At 72.4% G+C, this 18,805-nt stretch carries 13 protein-coding genes and 2 tRNA genes; 6 read left to right on the top strand and 9 right to left on the bottom strand.

Features of this window, described 5'->3' with window-relative positions; genetic code table 11:
• Positions 1-23: 23 nt before the first annotated feature.
• A complete protein-coding gene (locus OG257_RS18920; protein ID WP_329208925.1) occupies positions 24-893 on the top strand; it encodes an endonuclease/exonuclease/phosphatase family protein in 870 nt (289 codons plus the stop codon).
• On the opposite strand, the gene OG257_RS18925 is transcribed toward OG257_RS18920, so the two are convergent.
• The 7 genes from OG257_RS18925 to OG257_RS18955 all read right to left on the bottom strand — a co-directional run bounded on the left by OG257_RS18925 (position 872) and on the right by OG257_RS18955 (position 9,029).
• Positions 872-3,085 carry an ArnT family glycosyltransferase gene (locus OG257_RS18925; RefSeq protein ID WP_329208927.1) on the bottom strand — a complete coding sequence of 738 codons (2,214 nt, stop codon included), beginning with the start codon at positions 3,083-3,085 and terminating at the stop codon, positions 872-874. The two genes, OG257_RS18920 and OG257_RS18925, sit on opposite strands and share 22 nt — an antisense overlap.
• Positions 3,082-4,386, bottom strand: a complete 1,305-nt coding sequence (locus OG257_RS18930) for a bifunctional glycosyltransferase family 2/GtrA family protein (protein ID WP_329208928.1) — start codon at positions 4,384-4,386, stop codon at positions 3,082-3,084. Before OG257_RS18930 ends, OG257_RS18925 begins: the two co-directional genes overlap by 4 nt.
• 25 nt (positions 4,387-4,411) lie before the next feature.
• Complete coding sequence (locus OG257_RS18935) at positions 4,412-6,034, bottom strand: HAMP domain-containing sensor histidine kinase (RefSeq protein WP_329208929.1); 1,623 nt, start codon at positions 6,032-6,034, stop codon at positions 4,412-4,414.
• A gap of 4 nt (positions 6,035-6,038) precedes the next feature.
• Positions 6,039-6,779: a response regulator transcription factor gene (locus OG257_RS18940; protein ID WP_329208931.1), complete on the bottom strand. Its 741-nt coding sequence runs from the start codon at positions 6,777-6,779 to the stop codon at positions 6,039-6,041.
• 71 nt (positions 6,780-6,850) lie between these two features.
• Positions 6,851-7,732, bottom strand: coding sequence for an amidohydrolase family protein (locus OG257_RS18945; RefSeq protein ID WP_329208933.1), 882 nt, complete (start codon positions 7,730-7,732; stop codon positions 6,851-6,853).
• 36 nt (positions 7,733-7,768) lie between these two features.
• Positions 7,769-8,656 (bottom strand): DUF2797 domain-containing protein, encoded by an 888-nt coding sequence (locus tag OG257_RS18950; RefSeq protein ID WP_329208935.1) that lies wholly within the window; start codon positions 8,654-8,656, stop codon positions 7,769-7,771.
• A gap of 22 nt (positions 8,657-8,678) precedes the next feature.
• Positions 8,679-9,029 carry a hypothetical protein gene (locus OG257_RS18955; protein ID WP_329208937.1) on the bottom strand — a complete coding sequence of 117 codons (351 nt, stop codon included), beginning with the start codon at positions 9,027-9,029 and terminating at the stop codon, positions 8,679-8,681.
• A 235-nt stretch (positions 9,030-9,264) separates the two neighbouring features.
• Between OG257_RS18955 and OG257_RS18960 the strand changes: the two genes are divergently transcribed.
• The 3 genes from OG257_RS18960 (at position 9,265) to OG257_RS18970 (ending at position 13,136) form a co-directional block, all read left to right on the top strand.
• Positions 9,265-10,209: an RNA polymerase sigma-70 factor gene (locus OG257_RS18960; RefSeq protein ID WP_329208939.1), complete on the top strand. Its 945-nt coding sequence runs from the start codon at positions 9,265-9,267 to the stop codon at positions 10,207-10,209.
• Between the two features lie 102 nt (positions 10,210-10,311).
• The gene (locus tag OG257_RS18965) at positions 10,312-11,517 is read left to right on the top strand and encodes an NAD(P)/FAD-dependent oxidoreductase (protein ID WP_329208941.1); all 1,206 of its coding nucleotides are present in this window, start codon (positions 10,312-10,314) and stop codon (positions 11,515-11,517) included.
• Between the two features lie 266 nt (positions 11,518-11,783).
• Entirely contained in the window at positions 11,784-13,136 is a 1,353-nt protein-coding gene (locus OG257_RS18970; RefSeq protein ID WP_329208943.1) for a hypothetical protein, read from the top strand.
• 117 nt (positions 13,137-13,253) lie between these two features.
• Here OG257_RS18970 and OG257_RS18975 read toward each other — a convergent pair.
• A tRNA-Arg gene (locus OG257_RS18975) sits at positions 13,254-13,326 on the bottom strand.
• Between the two features lie 205 nt (positions 13,327-13,531).
• A tRNA-Ser gene (locus OG257_RS18980) sits at positions 13,532-13,622 on the bottom strand.
• Positions 13,623-13,921: 299 nt separating this feature from the next.
• Here OG257_RS18980 and OG257_RS18985 point away from each other — a divergent pair.
• The gene (locus OG257_RS18985; protein ID WP_329208945.1) at positions 13,922-14,392 is read left to right on the top strand and encodes an SSI family serine proteinase inhibitor; all 471 of its coding nucleotides are present in this window, start codon (positions 13,922-13,924) and stop codon (positions 14,390-14,392) included.
• Between the two features lie 257 nt (positions 14,393-14,649).
• Positions 14,650-18,732 carry a PAS domain-containing protein gene (locus tag OG257_RS18990; protein WP_329208947.1) on the top strand — a complete coding sequence of 1,361 codons (4,083 nt, stop codon included), beginning with the start codon at positions 14,650-14,652 and terminating at the stop codon, positions 18,730-18,732.
• Positions 18,733-18,805 lie beyond the last annotated feature (73 nt).

The raw sequence follows: 18,805 nt of genomic DNA on the forward strand, positions 1-18,805 counted from the left end.
CGAGCGGATACGAGTGGAGTGACATGTACTTGCGTCGTCGTACGGTGGGCGTACTGATCGCTGCGGGCCTGTCGGTGGCCGCACTCGCGCCGCCCGCCGGAGCCGCCGAGGAGGGGCACGCGGTCCCGCTCCGCGTCGCGACGTACAACATCCATGCCGGCGCCGGCATGGACGAGGTCTTCGACCTGGACCGTCAGACCGCCCAACTGCGCGCGCTGGACGCGGACGTGATCGGCCTCCAGGAAGTCGACGCGCACTGGGGTGCCCGCAGCGAGTGGCGCGATCTGGCGGGCGAGCTCGCCCGGCGGCTGGACATGCGGGTGTCGTTCGCGCCGATCTACAGCCTCGACCCGGCGACACCCGGTGAACCCCGGCGCGAGTACGGGGTGGCGGTGCTGTCCCGGTACCGGATCATCAGCGCCGAGAACCACGAGATCACGAGGCTCTCGACCCAGGATCCGAACCCGGTGCCCGCGCCCGCGCCGGGCTTCGCCGAGGCCGTGCTGCGGGTCCAGGGGCTGCCGGTGCATGTGTACGTGACGCATCTGGACTACCGGCCCGACCCGTCCGTGCGCATCGCCCAGGTCGCCGACACCCGGCGCATCATGGCCGAGGACCGGGGCGCCCGGCAGATCCTCCTGGGCGACTTCAACGCGGAGCCGGACGCGCCGGAACTGGCTCCGCTCTGGCAGGAGCTGACGGACGCCGATCCGGGGGCACCGACCTTCCCGGCCAAGGATCCGGTGAAACGGATCGACTTCGTGGCGGTGTCGAAGTCCGGCGCCGGGGCCGTGCGGGTACGCGAAGGGGCGGTGGCCGAGACGCTCGCCTCGGACCACCGCCCCGTTGTCGCCGATCTCGAACTGCGGCGTCAGCTCCCGCTCGTCGGCTGAGTGAGGTCGTAGAAGGTCGCGCTGCCTGCCGTGACCTCCTTGAAGTTCTCCTCCACCCACGTCGAGATCTGGGACGAGGCGCCGCTGCCACCCATGCCGCCACCGCCGCCACCGCCGCCACCGCCGCCCGAGCCGCTCGAGACGAAGTAGTGGATCTTTCCGTCCTCGACGTACTTCTTGAACTGGGCGAGCGTCGGGGACGGGTCGCTGCCGTTGAAGCCGCCGATCGCCATCACCGGGTCACCGGTGGCGAGCTGGTAGCTCGCGGCGTTCTGCGAACCGATGGCCGCCGCCGCCCAGATGTAGTCGTCGGCGTTCTCCTCCAGGAGCTTCCTGGCCTCGGCGCCGACGGACGAACCGCCCAGCAGACCGCCCATGCCACCGCCGCCCATGCCGCGTTCACCCATGGCACCGCCGGGCATTGCGCCCTGCGGGCCGGTCTGCCCCTGCTGTCCCTGGCCCTGCTGGCCCTGACCCGGCCGGCCACCGCCCGGGAAGCCGCCGCCCTGGGCGTTGCCCGGAGCCTGACCGCCCTGCTGCGTGCCCTGCCCGGGAGGCGTCCCACCACCGGGGCCGCCGCCCGGAACACCACCGGTACCACCGGGGCCGCCGCCCCGGCCACCACCGCCCCCGGGTCCGCCCATGCCCCCGCCCGCCGGTCCGGCGGTGACGATCGAGCCCTGGTGCCCGGTGTTCAGCGTGCTGATCGTGTACGCGGTCGGCCCGGCCAGCGACGCGGCCAGGCCCAGCCCCACCGCGGTGAGGGCGAGCACGCGCCCCAGCCGCGCCGCGAGCAGCAGACCCACCGCTCCCACGAGGCCGCCGATCAGGACAGCCCAGCGCAGCCACGGGAAGTAGTCCGGGGTACGCCCCAGCAGGACGTACGACCAGAGGGCCGTCACCGCGACGGTCCCGCCGAGCACGGCTCCCGCCCACCACTTGGTCCGCTCCTCCCACAGGACGGTGGCGCCCATGCCGACGAGCGCCGCGACGTAGGGCGCCAGGGCAACGGTGTAGTACTGGTGGAAGATCCCGGCCATGAAACTGAAAACGAACGCCGTCATCAGCAGCGAGCCGCCCCAGGCGAGGAAGGCCGCACGGGCCGTGTCGGTCCGCTTCGCCCGCCAGGTCAGCCAGATGCCGGCGACCAGCAGGAGCAGAGCGGCAGGCAGCAGCCAGGCGATCTGGCTGCCGATCTCGGAGTTGAACATCCGGCCGATGCCGGTCTCGCCCCAGCCGCCGCCTCCGCCGCCTCCGACACTGCCGGTCTCCTCGCCGTTGATCCGGCCGAGTCCGTTGTAGCCGAAGGTGAGTTCCAGGAAGGAGTTGTTCTGCGAGCCGCCGATGTAGGGGCGGGAGGAGGCGGGCCACAGTTCGACGATCGCCACCCACCAGCCGCCCGCGAGGGCCGTCGTGAGGGCGGACAGCCCCAGCTGACCGAAGCGCCTGCGTACGGGCACGGGCGCGAACACCGCGTACAGGACCGCCAGCGGCGGCAGGATCAGGAACGCCTGCAGGGTCTTCGACAGGAACGCGAGACCGACCGCGACGCCCGCCCAGACCAGCCACTTCGTCCGGCCGCCCTCCAGGGCGCGCAGCACGCAGTACACGGTGACGGTCATCAGCAGCGCCAGCAGCGCGTCCGGGTTGTTGAAGCGGAACATCAGCGCGGCGACCGGCGTCAGGGCGAAGACCGCCATCGTGATCAGACCGGCGGCGGCGCTGAACCGGCGGCGCACGGCCGCGTACAGGACACCGGCCGTGGCCGCGCCCATCAGCACCTGGGGCGCGAGGATCGCCCAGGAGCTGAGGCCGAAGATCCGTACCGACAGGGCCATGGGCCAGAGGGTGGCCGGGGGCTTGTCGACGGTGATGGCGTTCGCGGAGTCCAGCGAGCCGAAGAAGAAGGCCTTCCAGCTCTGGCTGCCGGCCTGTACGGCGGCCGAGTAGAAGGAGTTGGCGTATCCGGAGGCGCTGAGGTTCCACAGGTACGCGAGCGTGATCACCAGCAGCATGCCGAGGAAGGCGGGCCGTGCCCAGCGCGGATCCTCGGGCCTGCCCTGCCGGATGCGCCGCAGCAGCGGCTCCTTCGGAAGGCCGTGCCCCTGCCGTGCGGCCGGCGCCGCCGGTGACGCGAACGGCCCGGGGGTGTCCGGCGGGGCCGGGAGGTGGTCGGGGTGAGTGGCGGTCATCGGGCGTTCCTCAGTTCGTGTGCGGGAGCCTTGCGGGCGTCCTGGTGGTCCGTGCGCCGGTCCGGGAAGACCCAGGCGCGGAAGAGCAGAAACCGCAGCACCGTCGCCGCGAGGTTGGCCGCGATCAGCACGGCGAGTTCCGTGCCGTGCGAGGGCGCTCCGGACGCCGCGCCCAGTGCGGCGAGCGAGCCGCTGGTCAGCGCGAGACCGATGGCGAAGACGACGAGCCCCTGCGCCTGGTGGCGCACCGCGCCACCCCGGCCGCGTACGCCGAAGGTGAGCCTCCGGTTCGCTGCCGTGTTGGCGACGGCGGACACCAGGAGTGCGGCCCCGTTGGCGAACTGCGGCCCGACGCCCTGCCGGAAGAGGGAGTACAGGAGGAGGTAGAAGAGCGTGGAGAGCCCGCCCACGACACAGAAGCCGACCAGTTGCCGTGCCAGGCCGCCCGGCACGCCGGGCAGGGCACGGTCGCGCGGGTCGTCCCCGAACGGCCGTGCCAGCCGGTCCAGCGGCAGTGCGCCGACGGCCAGCGCCCGGCCCACCCGCCAGACCCCCTTGAGGTCCTCGGTCGCGGTCCTCACGATGTGCACCGTGGAGTCCGGGTCGTCGACCCAGTCGACCGGCACCTCGTGGATGCGCAGCCCGGCCCGCTCGGCGAGCACCAGCATCTCGGTGTCGAAGAACCACCCGGTGTCCTCGACCATCGGCAGAAGCCGCTGCGCGACCTCACGCCGGATCGCCTTGAACCCGCACTGCGCGTCACTGAACCGGGCGGCCAGCGAGGAGCGCAGGATGAGGTTGTAGGCCCGCGAGATGAACTCCCGCTTCGAGCCGCGCACCACGCGCGAACTGCGCGCGAGACGCGAACCGATGGCCAGGTCGGAGTGGCCGGAGATCAGCGGGGCGACCAGCGGCAGAAGGGCGTTGAGGTCCGTCGAGAGGTCGACGTCCATGTAGGCGAGGACCGGGGAGTCCGAGTGGGACCAGACGGTGCGCAGTGCCCGCCCCCGGCCCTTCTCCTCCAGCCGGTACGACCGCACCTCCGGGATCAGCGCCGCGAGCCGCGCCGCCACCTGGGGCGTGCGGTCGGTGCTCGCGTTGTCCGCGACGGTGATCCGGAAGCGGTACGGGAACGTTCGCGCCAGATGGTCGTGCAGGCGCAGCACACAGGTCTCGAGGTCCTTCTCCTCGTTGTAGACGGGGACCACCACGTCGAGTACGGGAGCACCGGCCGCGTCGACCGCTGCGGCCAGGAGATGCTCCCGGGCCGGCAAGGTGCTCCAAGGGGTGTCGGTTCGCATGACACGACACTCGCCAGCCGCGCTGTCACACCCTTGTGGTGAGCCTGTGGCCAGGCTGTGAGCCGCCTGCCGGGCCGCCCTCGTACACCGCGTCCGCTGGCAGATGGACGGCGAAGACGGTGTTCCCCGGCACCGAGCGCACCTCTGCCCGGCCGCCGTGCGCGGCGACGACGGCCTGCACGATGGCGAGCCCCAGCCCCGTCGAGCCGGCGTTCCGGGAGCGCGAGGCGTCGCCGCGCGCGAACCTCTCGAAGACGTGCGGCTGCAGTCCGGCCGGGATCCCGGGCCCGTCGTCCTGGACCTCCAGCGTCACCCAGGGCATGTCCCCGCGTGCTTCCCGGACGCGGACGGTGACCGTGGTCCCCGGCGGGGTGTGCGTACGGGCGTTCGCCAGAAGGTTGACCAGCACCTGCTGGATCCTGGTCGGATCGGCGCGGACGGTCGCGGGCACCTCGGGCAGTTCCAGCCGCCAGTGGTGCGTGGGCCCGGCCATGTCCCCGGAGGTCCGGCCGGCGTCCCCGGAGCTCCCGGAGCTCCGGCCCGCGACGCCCGCGTCGCTCACCGCGTCGACGACGAGCGGTGACAGATCGGTGCTCTCGTACGAGAGCGGCCGTCCGGCGTCGAGCCGGGCCAGGAGCAGCAGGTCCTCCACCATGCCCGTCATCCGTTCCGCCTCGGACTCGATGCGTCCCAGTGCGTGCCGGGTGTCGGGACCGGCGTACTCCCGGCCCCGCCGGGTGAGTTCGGCGTACCCGCGGATCGAGGCGAGCGGGGTCCGCAGCTCGTGGCTGGCGTCCGCGACGAACTGCCGCACCCGCATCTCGCTCTTCTGCCGCGCGTCCAGGGCCGAACCGACGTGGCCCAGCATCCGGTTGAGGGCCGAACCGACCTGGCCGACCTCGGTCCGCGGATCGGCCTCGGCGTCGGGGACCCGTTCGAACAGGGCGACCTCCCCGCTGTGCAGGGGCAGTTCGGAGACCCGGGTCGCGGTGGCCGCCACCCGGCGCAGCGGGCGCAGGGCGACACCGACCATCGCGGCGCCCGCGATCCCGGCGGCGATGAGTCCCGCCCCGGTGACGCAGACCTCGACGAGGATCAGGGTGGTGAGGGCGCCGCTCACCTCGCCGGTGGGAATGCCGACGAGGACGGTCGAACCGTCGTCCTTGGGGACGGCCTTCACGTGGTAGCCGCCGAGCCCGGGCAGCTCGACGTCGTGCACCGCGCCGTCCGCGGGTACTCCGGCCGCTTCCAGGGCATCCCTCTGCGCGGCGGTCAGCGGCTCCAGGTTCTGCTGCACGTCGAGCCCGCTGTCCCCCTTCACCGAGATCTGCGAATCGGTGACGGACCCGTCCACGAGGACGGCACCGAACGTGTCGAAGGGCTGACCGCCCATACCGACGAAGCCGAGCGGATCCTTGTCCTGCAGCCCGCCCGGAGCGGGCGCCCCGAGCACCGGCGGACGGTCGTCGGCCCGCTTCGCGATGTCGGTCAGCTGGGTGTCCAGCTTCCCGTACATGTAGCTGTGGAAGGCGATGGTGGTGACCGAGCCGATCACGGCGGCGACGACCGCGATGAGTGTCACCGCGTACACGACGAGCCGGGTGCGCAGCGTCCACGGCCGCCGCGCGCTCCCACGGGTCCTGCCCACGGGGCTAGTCACCGGGCTTGATCAGGTATCCCGCCCCGCGCCGGGTGTGGATCATCGGGGTACGCCCCGCGTCGATCTTCTTGCGGAGATACGAGATGTACAGCTCGACGACGTTCGCCTGGCCGCCGAAGTCGTAGTTCCACACACGGTCCAGGATCTGCGCCTTGCTCAGCACCCGGCGCGGGTTGCGCATCAGGAACCGCAGCAGTTCGAACTCGGTGGCCGTGAGGTGGATCGAGTCCTCGCCCCTGCTCACCTCGTGGCTGTCCTCGTCCAGCACCAGATCCCCCACGACGAGCGTCGACTCGCTGCGGGCCGCGGTGGCCGTGCCCGAGCGGCGGATCAGCCCGCGCAGCCGGGCCACGACCTCCTCCAGGCTGAACGGCTTGGTGACGTAGTCGTCGCCGCCCGCCGTGAGCCCGGCGATCCGGTCCTCCACCGAGTCCCGCGCGGTCAGGAACAGCACCGGCACATCGGAGTGCTCCCGCCGCAGCCGGCTGAGCACGGCGAGCCCGTCCATGTCGGGCAGCATCACATCGAGAACCACGGCGTCGGGGCGGAAGTCACGCGCCGTACGGACAGCGCCCGCGCCGTCCCCGGCGCTGCGCACGTCCCACCCCTCGTACCGCAGGGCCATGGAGAGCAGCTCGGCAAGGGGGGCCTCGTCGTCCACGACCAGTACGCGGACGGGATTGCGGTCCGGCCTGAGCAGTTCGGTACGCCCCTGGGGCGAGGTCGTCGTCATGACCCAAGCCTGTGAGACGGCCGTGAGAGAGACCTTTCCCCTCCCTGTGAATTCCCTGAGAATGCCTCTCCTCAGGCGAACAGGGCGCTCGCGTTCCCGTGGCAGACGGCCCGCAGCCACGCATCGCCCAGCCCCAGCCGCTCCAGCGCGTGCAGCTGATGGGCGTACGGATAGGGGATGTTCGGGAAGTCCGTGCCCAGCAGGATCCGGTCCCCCAGATCCGCGAGCCGTCCGCGCTCCACGGCCGGGAAGGGCGTGAAGTCCTCGGTGAAGTCCGTGAACGCCATCGTCGTATCGAGCCGCACCTCGGGGTACGCCGCCGCCAGCGCCAGGAACTCCGCGTACTCCGGCATCCCCATGTGCGCCACCACCAGTCGCAGCCGGGGATGGCGGGACAGCAGCCGGCCGACCGGCTCGGGCCCGGTGTGCGCGCCGGGCGCCGGCCCGGACCCGCAGTGCATCACCACAGGGATCCCGGCCTCCGCCAACAGCCCCCAGACGGGCTCCAGCAGCGGATCGTTCGGGTCGTACGCGCCGACCTGGATGTGCGACTTGAAGACCCGGGCCCCGGCCTCGACCGCCTCGCGCACATAGTCCTCCACTCCCTCCTCCGGGAAGAAGGTCGCGGTGTGCAGACAGTCCGGCACCCTTCCCGCGAAGCCGGCCGCCCAGCCGTTGAGCCACGCCGCCATCCCGGCCTTGTGCGGGTAGAGCATCGAGGTGAACCGCAGCACCCCGAACGAGCGCAGCACCGCGAGCCGTTCCTCCTCGTCGTGCCGGTAGGCGATCGGCCACTCGAGACCGGTCAGCGGGCCGACCGAGTCGAAGTACGCCCACACCTTGCGGAGCACCTGCTCCGGCATGAAGTGCGTATGGACGTCGATGATCCCGGGCAGTCCGAGCCGCTCCCAGAACCGCACCACGTCGTCACGGTCACCGTCGCCGCTGCTCATCCGCCCCGCCTTCCTCGTCGCCACCTCGCGACGATCTCAGAACAGCCCGTCCTGCACCCCACCGCCCCCCACGGCGACGACCGGCACGCTCAGCCCCGCCCGCGCGTCCGCCCCCACCAGCACCCAGCCGGTGATCAGCCTGGCGTCCAGCACGACGACCCCGTCCGCCGAGGTCGCCAGATACAGATCGGGCCCCGCCGCCGCCACCAGCCGCCCGGCCACCACACCGCCGTCCACCAGCCCGGTCACCACCCGGGCCGCCGCCGCCCCCACCCCGTCGAGCCCGAAGACCCCGGCATGGTCGACGGCTTCGAACGGCAGACGCTCCAGCGCCTCGGGCCACCCGCTCCCCTCCAGCTCGGCGGCACGCCCGTACAACTCCTCGACCTCGGCGACCCGTTCCGCCGCATCGGGCAACTCGCCCCGCACGGCGCGCTTGCGCGCGTACGGGATCCGGTCGGGCACCCCGAGCGCCGCGCGCAGCAGCTCCTCCGTGCGCCGGGCTGCCATCAAGGGCCCGCGCCCCAGCCAGGTGAACACCACGGCGCCCTGTTCCCGGAGCCGCGCCGCGTCCCGGGACTCACGGGTGATCCCGACCTTGACCATGCCCGGCCCGAACCAGGCCAGGTAGACGCGGTACGTGCGCGGGTCGTCGGCGATCGTGTCCGCGGCCACCGAGTGCGCCCGGTCCAGCCGCGCGCACTCCGGGCAGCGGCCCCCCGTACTCCGCGCGGACACCACAGCCGTGACCGGACACGGGTTGCCGCGCGCTCCGGAACACCGCCGCTCGCCCTCCGCCCGGAACCCGAGCTCCTTCCCGTACGCCAGAACGCTCTCCCGGCCCCGGCCCGCCCCGCCACTCCGCCGCCACCCGAGCACGGGCCCGTCGTCGGGCCAGCCCAGCCCGGTGCACTGCCAGCCCATTTCGCCCTCTCCCGGCTCTTCGTCAGCCCAACGGCCCGGCGGGATCGGTCGCGCACAAGCCGTACGCCCGCTCGATCTCGCCCACGTACTGCTCCAGATCGAAGCAGACCTCCTCGATCACCCCGTCGTCGAGGCCCGGGTACATCAGCTCGCTCCAGACGACCGTCGCACCACGCAGTCGCACCCGGATGTGGAGCGTCGCAGGGTCGGACCCGGAATGCCCCTGCGACGACGCCACACCCACGCTGCGGGCGGCATCCGCCGGGTACAGCGGTCCGCCGGGCCGGAGAAGAGTGTCCGGACGCAGTCCCACGGCTCCGCTGTCGCTTCGCCCGATCACATCGAGGCCGTCGACGAAGAGGTACGTGTGCACGGCGGTGCACGCGGGTGGTCCGGGGCACGTGCCGATGAGCAACGTGCTGGTCCGACTGCGGCTTCGACGATCCGGCGGCCCGGCCCGGAGCACAGCCGGGGGTCTACGCGGCATCGGCCCTTCGCTGCATCATGCGCCGATCCTATGGAAGGTCCCTGTCGGACAGCACCGGCCGAGCGACGCGGGGGCCGCTCCCCATGGGCCGCAGAAGGCCGCGAGAGCTAGGATCCGGGCCATGGCTCTGACCATGAACGACGTGGACCGGTTCGAGGCCTCCAGGCCCCGCCTGCAGGCCATCGCCTACCGCCTCCTCGGCTCCGCGAGCGATGCCGAGGACGCCGTGCAGGACACGTACCTGCGCTGGCAGGCCGCCGACGTCGACCGCGTCGAGGTCCCCGAGGCCTGGCTGACGAAGGTCCTCACCAACCTGTGCCTCAACCAGCTCACCTCGGCCCGCGTCCGGCGCGAGACCTACGTGGGCGAATGGCTGCCCGAGCCGCTGCTCGCCGGGGACCCGATGCTCGGCCCCGACGACACCGCCGAGCAGCGCGAATCGGTCTCGTACGCCGTCCTCGCCCTCATGGAGCGCCTCTCCCCCAACGAGCGGGTGGTGTACGTGCTGCGGGAGGCCTTCGGCTACCCGCACCGGGAGATCGCGGAGATCATCGGCGTCACCGAGGCCGCCGCCCAGCAGACCTTCCACCGCGCCAAGAAGCACGTCGCGGACGGCAAGGCCCGCACCGAGATCGACGAGGCCGCGACCCGGCGGATCGTCGAGGAGTTCCTCGCCGCCGCCACCAGCGGCCGGACCGAGCCGCTCGTGCGGCTGCTCACCGCGGACGCCGTCGCGATCGGCGACGGCGGCGGGAAGGTCCCGGCCCGTGCCAAGGCGTTCGAGGGCGCCCTCGCGGTCGCGAAGTTCATGCGGGGTCTGTTCAAGCCGGCCGAGGCCAAGCGCGCCATCGTCGGCGGCTCACCCGGGGTCTACGTCACGACCGCCAACGGCGCCCCCGCCATCGTGGCGGTCCTCGACGGCCGCGTCGTCGGCGTCATGTGCCTGGAGATCACCGCCGAGGGCATCGCCGCGTTCCGCAACCAGGTCAACCCCGACAAGCTCGAACGCGCGACCCGGCAGTGGGCGGCCACCGAGCACGGGGAACCCCTGTTCAACGCCTTCTGATTCTTCTGATCCCGATGTGACCTGCTTCACATCGCACTCCTGTCAGGAAACGGAGGGCTGCCCGGTTCAGGTGGTGAACCCGCGCGAGACAGGAGCCAGGACATGCAGCACCGCATCATCGTCATCGGAGCCGGATACTCCGGAGCCATCGCCGCCGGGCGCCTCGCCAAGCGGCTGCACCGCGAGGACGTCGCCATCACCCTCGTCAACGCCGAGCCCGACTTCGTCGAGCGCGTGCGGATGCACCAGCTGGCGACCGGCCAGGACCTCAAGGCCCGTCCCTTCAGCGAAATGTTCGCGGGCACCGGCGTCGAGCTGAGGCTCGCGAGGGTCACGGGCGTCGACGTCGACCGCAGGACCGTCACCGTCATCGACCAGGGCGACGGGGGTGGCACCGAGGAGCTGGAGTACGACAGCCTCGTCTACGCCCTCGGCAGCGCCTGGAACAGCCGAGGCGTCCCCGGCGCCGCCGAGCACGCCCACGAGATCGCCGGCCGCCCCGGAGCGCTCCGGCTGCGCGAGCGCCTGGCCGGCCTGGACGCCGGGCAGACCGTGGTCGTCGTCGGCGGCGGCCTCACCGGCCTGGAGGCCGCGACGGAGATCGCCGAGGCCCGCCCTGACCTCGACGTCGCCCTCACCGCCCGCGGCGAGCTCGGCGACTGGCTCTCGCCCAAGGGCCGCGACCACGTACGGAAGGTCTTCGACAAGCTCGGCATCACCGTCCACGAGCAGGCAGCCGTCACAGCCGTGGAGGCCGACCGCGTCACGACCGCCGGCGGAACCTCCGTCCCGGCCGCGGTCACCGTGTGGACCACCGGCTTCGCGGTCCACCCGATCGCCCGGGCCACCGCCCTGGAAGTCACCGACACCGGCCAGATCGTGGTCGACCGGACCATGCGCTCGGTCTCGCACCCGGACGTGTACGCCATCGGCGACGCGGCCATGGCGATGGGCCCCGGCGACAAGCCGCTGCGGATGTCGTGCGCCACGGGCACCCCCATGGCCTGGCAGGCCGCCGACGCCATCGCGGCGCGCCTGACGGGCGGGAAGACCCCGAACACGCCGCTGCGCTACTTCAACCAGTGCATCTCGCTGGGCCGCAGGGAAGGCCTGATCCAGTACGTCACCGCAGACGACCGCTCCAAGGGTGCGGCCCTGACGGGACGGCTCGCCGCCCTCTACAAGGAGCTGATCTGCAAGGGCGCGGCCTGGGGCGTCGCCAACCCGCTGCTCGGGGTGCCGTCGCGGCCCCGGCGCATCGTGCGGGAGAGGACTCCGGAGGGCTCGCCCGCCGAGGCATCGGCCTGACGCCCCCCGCGAGAAGCCCCGCCAGAGAGGCCCCCAGGACTTCCCCTGGGGGCCTCTCTGGATGATCCGGGGGCCTTCGGGCTGCTGTTCGTTCAGCAGGAGCTCGAACCTGCGGCGGGTCTGACCGAACGGCAGGTCCACGGCACCGGTGGGTGGTCTCCGCGGCGCCCCATGCCCTTCACCCTGACGGCCGCCGAGCGCTCGCGCGTGACCGGCCTCCGGGATGTGCTGGCAGCAAACCGACGAGACAAACCCGGAGGCGCGCCATGCCGGACGACAGGTCAGCAGGTCCGGGTGGGAAAGAGCCTGACGCTTCGGGCGCAGACGGCGAACAGCACGAGCTGGACGTACTGCGGTCACGCCTTGACGCGCTGGAGGCGGACAAGACGGCCCGGGCGCCCCACCACCGCTGGCGCTCCTTCTTCTCCGCGCTGCTCATCATCATCGGCTGCATCCTCGCTCCGCATGCCGCTTTCGCTTCTTGGGCAGCGGACATCGTGGGCAACAAGGACCGCTACGTGGACACGGTCACGCCGCTCGCTTCGGACCCCGCCATCCAGAAGGCCGCGGCGAACAGGGTCACCGACGCGGTGATGCAGCACATCGACCTGCCGACCCTGCTCGAAGGCGTGGCACCCGCGGACCGGCCGCTGGCCCAGAAGGCGCTCGGCAAACTCGGCGACTCACTGGAGAGCGCCGTCCGCAGCTTCGTCCACGACAAGTCGGAGGAGGTCATCGCCTCCGAGACCTTCGAGAACATCTGGATCCAGGCCAACGAGCGCATCCACGTGGCCGTCGAGAAGGCGCTCACGGGCTCCGGCGGCGGTGCGGTGAAGATCAACGACAACACGGTCGCCGTCGACCTCGGACCGGTCGTCGCACAGGTCAAGCAACGCCTCGTCGACGCAGGCATGACGGTGGCTTCGAAGATCCCGGAAGTGCACACCGACTTCACGGTGCTGCGCGTCGACAACATCGGCGACGTCAAGACGTACTTCCGGGTCCTGCAGATCGCCGGGTTCTGGCTGCCCGTGCTCTCGGTGGTCCTCATCGCAGCCGGAGTCCTGCTGTCCAGGCACCGCAGGCGCGTTCTCGTGACCGCGGCGCTCGCCTTCGCCTTCGCCGTGCTGATGCTGGGCCTGGGCCTGACCGTCTTCCGCGTGGCCTATCTGAACGCGCTGCCCGACAACGTCTCGCAGGCCGCCGCCGAGTCCGTCTACGACACGCTCACGCGCTACCTGCGCACCACGGTCCGCATGGCGGTGACGCTCGGCGTGGTGGTCGCCCTGGCCGCCTGGCTGAGCGGTCCCGGCCGATCGGCGACCTTCGTACGGCAGTCGTGGCACGCCGGCATCGGGGCGGTCCGCTCCACCGCCGACCGCATGGGCATGCGCACGGGCCCGGTCGGACCGTTCCTCCGACGCCACCGCGCGTGGATCACCTGGATCCTGCTCGGCCTGGCAGTCCTGACGTACGTCCTGTGGAGCTACCCGACGGCGCTGGTCGTCCTCACCATCACACTGGTCTGGCTCTTCGCCACGGCGCTGGTGGAGTTTCTCGCGGACAGCCGCGAGGGCGAACACACCCGGGTGTCCGACTCGATGGGCGGTACCGGCTGACACGGATGGTGCACTGCGCTGCTGCACCTCGCTGCTGCACCTCGCTGCTGCACCTCGCTGCTGCACGGGAAACGCGAGAGGCCCTCAGGATTTCTCCTGAGGGCCTCTGGCCTGCTGTGCACTCGGCAGGATTCGAACCTGCAACCTTCTGATCCGTAGTCAGATGCTCTATCCGTTAAGCTACGAGTGCTTGGCGTTCCGGGCTTTTCTGCCTGGTCGGCGTTGCGGGAACAACATTACATGACCTGCGCCGTCACGCGAAATCCATTAGCCATACCTCTCCTGACCTGCGAAAACGCCGTCCTGGAGCAGGTCTGCGGCCCGCCCGTCGGACACTTCCGTGGCCGGTACACGACCGAAGCCCCGCACCAGAGGTGCGGGGCTTCGGGATCTTGCGGAGGCGGAGGGATTTGAACCCTCGATGGGCTTTAAGACCCAAACCGCATTAGCAGTGCGGCGCCATAGACCGGACTAGGCGACGCCTCCAGCACACCCCGCGCGAGCGCGAGTGGTGCGTGCAGATGATGACACAGTCGAGCGCGCTGTCACCAATCGCCGCCCACGGTACTAGGCAGGCGGGCGGCGAGGCAAAGCGCCCTGCGGCGCGGCTGTTCCGGTCGGCCCCCCACGAGTTGCGCAACGTGCGGACGCGCGGAGCGTTAGAGAAGGCGAGGGCTCCGCCCTCTGTCCGCCACCGCCCCTTTGCCCGGCGCGCGCACCCACCCGGCGTGCACCGGAGCAGCCCGGCGCGCCCCCCGGGTGCGCCAGAACAACAGGAGCCCCGCATGCTGCGCCGTCTCACGCTCACCGCCGTCGCGTCCTTCGCCGCACTGTCGGCCGCCGCTCCCGCCGCAACGGCTGTCACCCCTCTCCTGCCGCTGCCCCCGCTCCCCGTGCTCCAGGGGGACTGGGTGGGCGGGCGGGACACGGCGACCCGGCTCACGGTGACGGTCTCGGAGTCGGGCAACCCGACGGCCGACGGAACGTTCGAGCTTCAGTGCGATCCGGCGGGCGGCACCCACCCCGCCGCTCAGCGCGCCTGCGACCTGCTGGCGGAGGCCGCGGAGTCGGGCGACAACCCCTTCGTACCGACGGACCGGAACGCCATGTGTACGCAGCAGGCGGGCGGACCCGCCGCCGCCCGGGTCCAGGGGACCTGGCAGGGGGAGAACATCGACGCGCGGTTCAGCCGGGCCAACGGCTGCGAGATCTCGCGCTGGAACAACCTTGTGCCGGTGCTCCCGTCCGCCAGGTAACAGGCTCTGCGGGGCGTGTGCGGCGCCTCCTGCCGGGGCCCCCGGTGTGCGTCGTCGCACGTCACAGGGGGCGCCCGCAGTCACGACATGGACCACCGGCGTACACCGTGTGCACAGAACCTTGGTGAGAGCTCCCCCTCATCCGCCGCCCCATGTGCCCTCGGTGCCTTTAGACTCCTTTCGTGACAGCCTGAGGCCCGAGGGGCAGGATGGGGCCCGCTGTCGGCAAGGTGCGGTATTCAGGGAGGAAGCGTCTCGTGAGCAGCAGGCCATCCCGAGGCGCTGCTCGCCTCGCAGCCATACTCGACGCCCTCCCGGACGGGCTCCTGCTCGTCAACTGCAACGGCACGGTCGTCAACGCCAACACCATCGCCCTCGAAATGTTCGAGACCCCGGGCACCGCGCTCGTGGGGCGCGGACTGCTCGATCTGCTTCCGGAGTTCGACTCCAGGCTGATCCCGGGGTCGATGCGCAGGCCGGAGACTGCGGACGAGCAGGGCAGGACCAAGCCGACGCGGATGACCGCGCGCCGGACCGACGGCACCGAGTACCCGGTCGAGGTCACCAGCGCGAGCCTCGACAGCGGCCAGGCCGGATACAACGACATCCACTCGAACTTCACCGGCGACGAGCTGCTCATGCTCGTCGTACGGGATCTTTCGGGCACCGTCGACACCGAGGCCGAGCTGGCCCGTTCGCAGCGCCAGACCGAGATGATCCTGCGGGCCGCCTCCGAGGGCGTCGTCGGTACGGACACGGACGGCCGGGTCGTCCTGGTCAACCCCGCCGCCGCCCAGATCCTCGGCTTCCGCGCCAGCGACCTCGGCGGCAAGGAACTGCACCCGCTGATCCTGCACTCGCGCGCGGAGGGCGACCCCTTCCCGTACGAGGAGTCCCCGCTCGCCGACACGCTCAAGTCCGGCCGCAAGCACCGGGTGCGCGGCCAGGTCCTCTGGTCCAAGAGCGGCGCGCAGGTGCCGGTCGACCTCACGACCGCGCCGGTGCGCGACGGGGACCAGCTGGTCGGCGCGGTGATGACCTTCACCGACCGCAGGCCCTACGAGGAACTGACGGAACAGCACACGGACGAGGTCACCGGGCTGACCGAACGGCACGCCGCCGAGGTCGCCGAGCTCACCGAGAACCACCGTGCCGAGGTCGCCGGACTGACCGAACGCCACGCGGCCGAGCTGGCCGACCGGACCGAGCGGTACGCCTCCGAGCTGGAGGAGCAGGCCGATCAGCTGTCCGAGCTGGGCGAGCGGCACACCCAGCTGACCGCGGTGCTCGGCGAATCCCTGCGCGGCCCGCTGGAGGAGCTGCGCGGCGAGCTCTCGATGCTCGCCGCCGACCCGGCCGGCCAGCTGTGGCCCGAGGCCAACCAGATCCTGCACCACCTCGCCGCGGGCTACGCCCGGATGACGACGCTCGTCGACAACGTGCTGAGCTACCAGCGTCTGGACGGCGGCGTGGAGGCGCTCGTCAAGCAGACGGTGCTGCTCGACTCGGTGGTGACGGCCGGTATCGACGGTGCGGTCGAGCTGATCGGCCCCGGCCGCGCGCAGTTCGCGGTGCACGCGCCGCCGATCGAGGCCGAGGTCGACCCGGGCCGGCTGATCACGGCGCTCGCCCACCTCGTCGCGGACGTGGCGGGAGTCGACTCGACCGGCAAGGCCCGGATCGTTCCCGGCGGCGGCTACGTCGACTCGACGGTGGTCGTGGCCGCGGCGCAGCGCGGTGACGTCGTACGGATCGAGGTGCGCGGGCCGTTCGCCGGGGGAGACCCGGTGCACGTACCGATCGTGCGCGGGATCGTGCGGGCCCACGGCGGCGTGCTCCAGACGCACGAGATGCCTGGGATGAGCGGCAGTGCGTACGTCCTGGAGGTGCCGCTCGGTGCGGGCTCCGGGACGCTTGCGCCCCCGCCGGCGCCGGTTCCCGTACCCGAGGAGGTCCAGCCGGACGTCGCCCCCCAACCCGCGAACAGCGGTACGGGTGGCAGCCGGCGCAGGGCCCGGAGGGCGTCGACCGACGCGTTCCTGGAAAGCCCCGTGGACGCGGCCGCCGAGGCCGGGGAGGCCGCGGCGGACGAGCCGACAGGGCGGCGCAGGGCGCGTCGTGGACCGGCTGCGCCCCAGGAGCAGCAGGAACAGGAAGCGATCGCGCCTCAGCAGAGCGAGGGCTCCGGGCGCAGGCGCGGGCGGCCCAGCCCGGCCGAGACGGAGGCTCAGGCGGACCGGCCCCGGGAGGCCCTGGCTCTCCCGGCACCCTCCCCTGCCTCCGCGGCTCCCTCAGCTCCCCCGGCTCCCTCCGAAGGCTCCGTGGTGACGGCGGCCGAGGGTGCGCAGGGCGGGGGCGGCCGGCCGCAGCGCGGGCAGACCGTGCCTCCGCAGGGCGTGCCGCAGGAGGCCCAGGGACGGCAGACGCGTCCCGGCGGCGGGAACCAGCGCGCGCTTCCGGCCCTCGCGTCGGCCGACGCCGGGCCCCCGCAGGCCCACCAGGGTCAGGCACAGGGACAGCAGGCACAGCAGGCACAGCAGACCGGTGGGCGACGGGCCCGGCGGGCCCTCTCGGCTGCGCCGGAGCACTCCGCTCCGGCCGAGGCCGCACAGCCGCGTACCGCGTTCGCGCTGCCTCCCGCCGACGCGGACCGGGTGCCGCCCGTCGCGCAGGGCGGGCCGTCCGGCCCGCTGCCGGAGCGCCACGACGCCGTACCGAGCGCGCCGGACGCCGACCACACACCGCCGCAGGCACACCCCGTGCCGTCGGGTCGTCGCAGGGCGCGCGCCGCAGACGTGCAGGAGCAGCCGGGCCTGCCGGACCACTCCGTGCCCGGGCAGCCGCTGCCCACCGTCCCCCCGCAGCCCGACTGGTCGCAGTCCGGTACCTCGGGGCAGGGCCTGGCCGCACTGAACGGGCAGGACGCCGCCGACGTCCCCGCTCAGGCTTCCGACGAATCCTGGGTGGGTCCGGACAGCACCACACACACCACGGGCACCATCGCTGCTCCCCCCGCGGCCGGGGCTCCCTCCGGGGCCGCAGCCGCGCCCGTAGCGGCACAGCATCCGGTGGCCGACGACGCGGACCACCCCGCACCGGACCCGCAGGGCCCTGCGGGCGCACCCGTGGCCGCGCAGGTCCCCGTACCGGACGCGCGGCGCCAGCCGCTGCCCGCCGAGGCACCGTCGCCCACGTCCTCGGACTCGACGCAGGGACGCGCGTTCAGCGTGCGGACGCTGGGTCAGGGTGTGCCGTTCGCGCAGCACCTCGCGCACCAGCAGAACCAGACGCTCGGCGGTGCCGGACGCCGCCGCAAGCTCGCCGCCCCTCCGGAGGCCGAGCGCCCGGTGCTGCCCGCAGCTCCGCAGCCCGGCCCCTCACCTGTCGCCCCGGCCCGGCCCGGTACCGCGGGCGCACCCGCACCGGCGGGTCCCGCGCAGGGCGGCACCACCCAGGGCGCCGGCTCGGGTCAGCTGCTGTCCGCTCCCGCGGCCGAGGGGCGCTCGTACGCCATAGGCGCTCCCGACGAGGGCGCCGAAGGGCCGGAGCCGCTGGACGGACCCGGTGGCGCGGTCGAGGTGGCCAACCGGCCGCAGCCGCTCCACGTCGACGACGAGCTGCCCCCCGAGCCGCTGGACAACCCGCGGCGGCTGCTCGTCTGGCCCGCCCCGGACGTCTCGACCCAGCAGGCACTCAGCGACCGCGGCTACCGTCCGGTGATCGTGCACTCCCGCGAGGAGGTCGACGCCCAGATCGCGGCGTTCCCGGCCGCGCTGTTCGTCGACCCGCTGACCGGTCCGATCACGCGTACGGCTCTGCAGTCGCTGCGCCAGGCCGCCGTGGCCGCGGAGGTTCCGGTGCTGGTGACGGCCGGTCTGGGGCAGGCGACCAGGGAAGCCGCGTACGGTGCCGACCCCGCCGTGCTCCTCAAGGCCCTCGCCCCGCGCGACAGTGACCAGCATCCGCCGCGGGTGCTGGTGATCGACGAGCACGAGGAGATCGCGCTGGCGCTCACGGAGACGCTGGAGCGCCGCGGCATGCAGGTCGCGCGGGCGTCGGGTGACAGCGAGGCGGTCGAACTCGCCACGCGGATGCGGCCGAACCTGGTCGTGATGGACCTGATGCAGGTACGTCGCCGACGTGCCGGGATCATCGACTGGCTGCGCGCGAACGGCCAGTTGAACCGTACGCCGCTGGTCGTCTACACCTCCGGCATGGACGAGGCGGATCTGCCGCGGCTCGCTTCGGGCGAGACGGTCCTGTTCCTGGCCGAGCGCTCCACGAGCGACGAGGTGCAGTCCCGGATCGTGGATCTGCTGGCGAAGATAGGGACCAACTGACGGTCGGCCTCGGGAGAGACCGGCGGACGGACGCGTACGACGAGGGCGGTACGGGAAGACCCGTACCGCCCTC

This window comes from Streptomyces sp. NBC_00683 (genome assembly GCF_036226745.1).
Classification (GTDB): Bacteria; Actinomycetota; Actinomycetes; order Streptomycetales; family Streptomycetaceae; genus Streptomyces.

What these genes read in the sequence shown, in the direction of transcription:
- OG257_RS18970 (WP_329208943.1), top strand. Translation starts at nt 11,784, where the DNA reads ATGCCGGACGACAGGTCAGCAGGTCCGGGTGGGAAAGAGCCTGACGCT.
- OG257_RS18920 (WP_329208925.1), top strand. Translation starts at nt 24, where the DNA reads ATGTACTTGCGTCGTCGTACGGTGGGCGTACTGATCGCTGCGGGCCTG.
- OG257_RS18940 (WP_329208931.1), bottom strand. Translation starts at nt 6,779, where the DNA reads ATGACGACGACCTCGCCCCAGGGGCGTACCGAACTGCTCAGGCCGGAC.
- OG257_RS18965 (WP_329208941.1), top strand. Translation starts at nt 10,312, where the DNA reads ATGCAGCACCGCATCATCGTCATCGGAGCCGGATACTCCGGAGCCATC.
- OG257_RS18985 (WP_329208945.1), top strand. Translation starts at nt 13,922, where the DNA reads ATGCTGCGCCGTCTCACGCTCACCGCCGTCGCGTCCTTCGCCGCACTG.
- OG257_RS18925 (WP_329208927.1), bottom strand. Translation starts at nt 3,085, where the DNA reads ATGACCGCCACTCACCCCGACCACCTCCCGGCCCCGCCGGACACCCCC.
- OG257_RS18930 (WP_329208928.1), bottom strand. Translation starts at nt 4,386, where the DNA reads ATGCGAACCGACACCCCTTGGAGCACCTTGCCGGCCCGGGAGCATCTC.
- OG257_RS18945 (WP_329208933.1), bottom strand. Translation starts at nt 7,732, where the DNA reads ATGAGCAGCGGCGACGGTGACCGTGACGACGTGGTGCGGTTCTGGGAG.
- OG257_RS18950 (WP_329208935.1), bottom strand. Translation starts at nt 8,656, where the DNA reads ATGGGCTGGCAGTGCACCGGGCTGGGCTGGCCCGACGACGGGCCCGTG.
- OG257_RS18960 (WP_329208939.1), top strand. Translation starts at nt 9,265, where the DNA reads ATGGCTCTGACCATGAACGACGTGGACCGGTTCGAGGCCTCCAGGCCC.